This is a genomic window from Bacillota bacterium (assembly GCA_040754675.1).
Classification (GTDB): Bacteria; Bacillota; Limnochordia; order Limnochordales; family Geochordaceae; genus Geochorda.
The window spans coordinates 1-3,259 of sequence record JBFMCJ010000460.1; the positions used below are offsets into that span (position 1 = coordinate 1).

General features: G+C 65.4%; 2 protein-coding genes. One reads left to right on the plus strand and one right to left on the minus strand.

What is annotated here, in order from left to right; genetic code table 11:
* On the minus strand, nucleotides 1–1,818 hold a 1,818-nt coding region (locus AB1609_19025; protein ID MEW6048540.1), incomplete at its 3' end, for an SNF2-related protein.
* A gap of 504 nt (nucleotides 1,819–2,322) precedes the next feature.
* Here AB1609_19025 and AB1609_19030 point away from each other — a divergent pair.
* Nucleotides 2,323–2,529 carry a hypothetical protein gene (locus tag AB1609_19030; GenBank protein ID MEW6048541.1) on the plus strand — a complete coding sequence of 69 codons (207 nt, stop codon included), beginning with the start codon at nucleotides 2,323–2,325 and terminating at the stop codon, nucleotides 2,527–2,529.
* Nucleotides 2,530–3,259: the final 730 nt, after the last annotated feature.

Sequence of the window (3,259 nt, forward strand, 5' to 3'; positions counted from 1 at the left end):
GTAGACGTCTCTTGTCTGACCCACCCGGTGGATGCGTCCCAGCCGCTGTTCAATGCGCATGGGGTTCCAGGGGAGGTCGTAGTTGATCATGTGGTTGCAGAACTGCAGGTTGCGCCCCTCGCCCCCTGCCTCCGTGCTCAAGAACACGCGGGCTTCCTGAGCAAATCGGCGCACCGCCGTGTCCTTCTGAACCCTGGTCATGCTGCCTGCGTAGGTGACCACGGCGTGTCCCGCCGTCGTGAGCAGGCGCTCCAGCATGTTCACTGTCTCCGTGTAAGAGGCGAACACGATGACCTTGTCCCGGGTGGCGTGCAGCAGGGACAGAAGGGCCCGTTCCTTGCCGGTCAGGTCGTCTGCCGCCGCCTGGGTGACCAGGTCTGCCAGGTCCCGCCAGCCCAGTCGCTGGAGTGCAGGGAGGACTGCAACGGGACTGGAGCCTGCCAACTTCTGCAGGGTCTTGAGCATGAGCCTTTGGGCCGGGGATGCCGATTTGCCCACAGCCCGGACACGCGCGGAGATTTCCTCGTAGAGCCTCTTTTCCGCGGGCGACGGGATCACCTTTACTGTTTCAGCGTGCCGGCGGGTGATCACGGCCCGGGTGTCGGAGCGGCGGTTGCGCACCATCACCTCTGCGAGGAGCGAGTGGAGGTCGGTGACCTGTTGTGGGCTAAGAGTGGCACCCCGGAGACGGAATCTACGTCCGAACTGGCGCGGGGTGCCGAGGAGCCCCGGCTTGACGAGGGTGACCAGGTTATACAGCTCCTCGAGCCGGTTCTGAACAGGGGTGGCGGTGAGCAGGAGGAGGTATCGTGTCTTGATCCTGGAGGCGAGGATCCAATTGGCGGAGCTGCGGTTCTTCAGGTGGTGGGCCTCGTCGATGATCACCATGTCGTAGGGGACCTGCCAGATCGCCTCCCGGGTGCCCTTCTGCCGTGCCGTGGCCAGCGAGGCGATTACCCGCTCGCAGGAACCCCAAGGGTCTGCCTGGGAGACGAACTCCGGCTCGGAGGGGGTGAGGAAGTCAAGGCCGAACTTCTGGGTCATTTCCTCCCGCCACTGCTCCACCAAGCCGGGCGGACACAAGATGAGTATCTTTGTCGCCATACCGCGCAGGAAATACTCCAGGAGCACCAGGCCGGCCTCTATGGTCTTTCCCAGGCCCACCTCGTCGCACAGCATGGCCCGGCCGTTCAGGCGCCGGATGACGGCCCGGGCGGCGTCGACCTGGTACGGCAGGGGGTCGAACCTGACCTGGCCCCCGAAGAGCATGGTTTCCAAGCCCGGTGTGGTGGCGAGGTCTCGAGCACGCCTGTACAGGTCGCGGGGATCTTCATCGAAGAGCCCCTTTTGCAGGCGGTCGAGGAGCGTCCTTGCCCTTTCGGGATGGAACGAGACCCCGCCGGGGAGGTCCATGTCCGGGGTAGCATTGCGCGTGGGTGCCCGTTGCCTGCTCCGGGCCTGGCCGCTGGGCTCCCAAAGGGGTGCCACCTGATAGGTAAGTCCTCCGGCATCGTCACGCCGCAGGACGAGTAGCCGGGTGCCGAGGGACTCGAGGAACTTGGCCAGACCCCTGCCGTGCACCAGTCCCTGGGCACCATCCACGGTGACCTTCTGGATCCTCCCTGCCGGCCCGCGAAACTGTGCTTTGGTACGCTGTGCCTGCTGCAGCGTTTCCTTCAGGGCGCCGTCCAAGGGCAGTGCGTCGAGATCGAGGTAATCTGCCGATGCGAGGAAGAGATATGGCCCGGGGCAGGTTTCAGGCTCCTCTTTACCGGGAGTGTGCGCCTGGTGCTCGTGCATGGACAGGGTTTTCGACACAAGGACCGTACTGTCCTCTGCCCTGGGCAAGGTTGTCGGCCCGGCTGAAGAGCCGGTCCCACCTCGCTCGGAAGCGCGGCCCCGATGGCAGAAGCGAGAGGGCTGTGGGATATTGTGCCGGGAGAAGCCGCGGTCGGAGACGGTTTCGGTGGCAGGCCTGCGTACTGGAGGGTGTGAGGAGATGGGGGATATAGGTGGAGGGCAAGAGGCTGCCCGGTGGCAGGGTGGATGGGAGCAACTTTGTGCGGGGACCTGCGGTCGTGGCCAAAGCCCCCGCGAACTGGTTTCGCTTCCTGCCCCGGGCGGCCACGCCTTGATTCGACACGCTGTGGCGGCGGTCCTTGCGGGGCGCACGCGAGACGGGACAGGCCGTGGACCGAGGATCGCTCAAACGTCGTGGGCGGTGGTCCTCTGGGAGCTGGTTTGCCCTTTGCCCGGGACAAGGGACCTGTAGACAGATGTCGAATCCTGGCGTTGGGCGGGCGGAATGGGGAGGGATCAACCGTGGCGGACGATCTCCTCTCGCGGGCCCTTGCTGAGTTGCCCGTGCTGGTGCGCGCCTGCCGCCTGCTGGAAGCGGCGAAGAGCGGCGTGGACGAGGACGTTTCCAGGGCCCTTGCGGCGCTGAGAGAGGCCGTTGTTTCGGCTTCGGCTGCAGCCGGTGCCCTGGAGTTATGGGCGGAGCGAGCCAGGCTGAGGAAGCCGGACTAAGCCGGGGGCTTTGCCGTGCGGACCTGCTTGGTTTGAGGATGGGGGTGGCGGGGAGGCCCCGGTCGGTGGCCACGGGCTGTGCTTTCCCCGGTCGAGATTTGCTTCTTCTGCGACGTTCAGCAGGGTGGCAATCGGGTGTGGCGGAGACGCTGCCAAGTGCCAGAGTCTCCCCTTGGGCAGCAAGGCCTTAACAGCACGGGCACGGGTACATCACCTCTTGTTGTGGCTGGCTGGGGGCGGGGGATAGTGCAGGAGTTGGCGTAAGCAGCGTTTCGGGCGAACGTACCCCGCCAGCCCGAACCGGGCTGGTTGCGGGAGATGGGGTTCTCGTAACACCGCAGGCGGGACATTGTAGTCGTCCTGCGCTGCCATCAGCCGCAGTCCCCGGCGCCACACTGGGCTGATCTCCGAACGCGTCTGGGCCTCGTCGCCTGTTAGGCTATCATGCCCGGGGGGATTGGGGACCGCCAAAGCGAGTGTCCCTGATGCCCCGGGTTTTTCGCCCCGCGAGCGGCAACTCAAGCGGGCGATGCGGTTAAGGCCAACTGATACCTCGGGGATCTGGAGGCCTGGCACAATGGCGGGGGGAGGTGCGCGGCCTGGGGAGGGTGGCCATCCAGGTTCTCCTGACCCCGATTGTGGCACGCCAAGAAGATGCTCTGCGGCTCGCTGCCAGAGAGAGGTTGTGCAGCTGTAGCGTGATGCAGGAGAAGTTGGGGCTGCAGGTTGT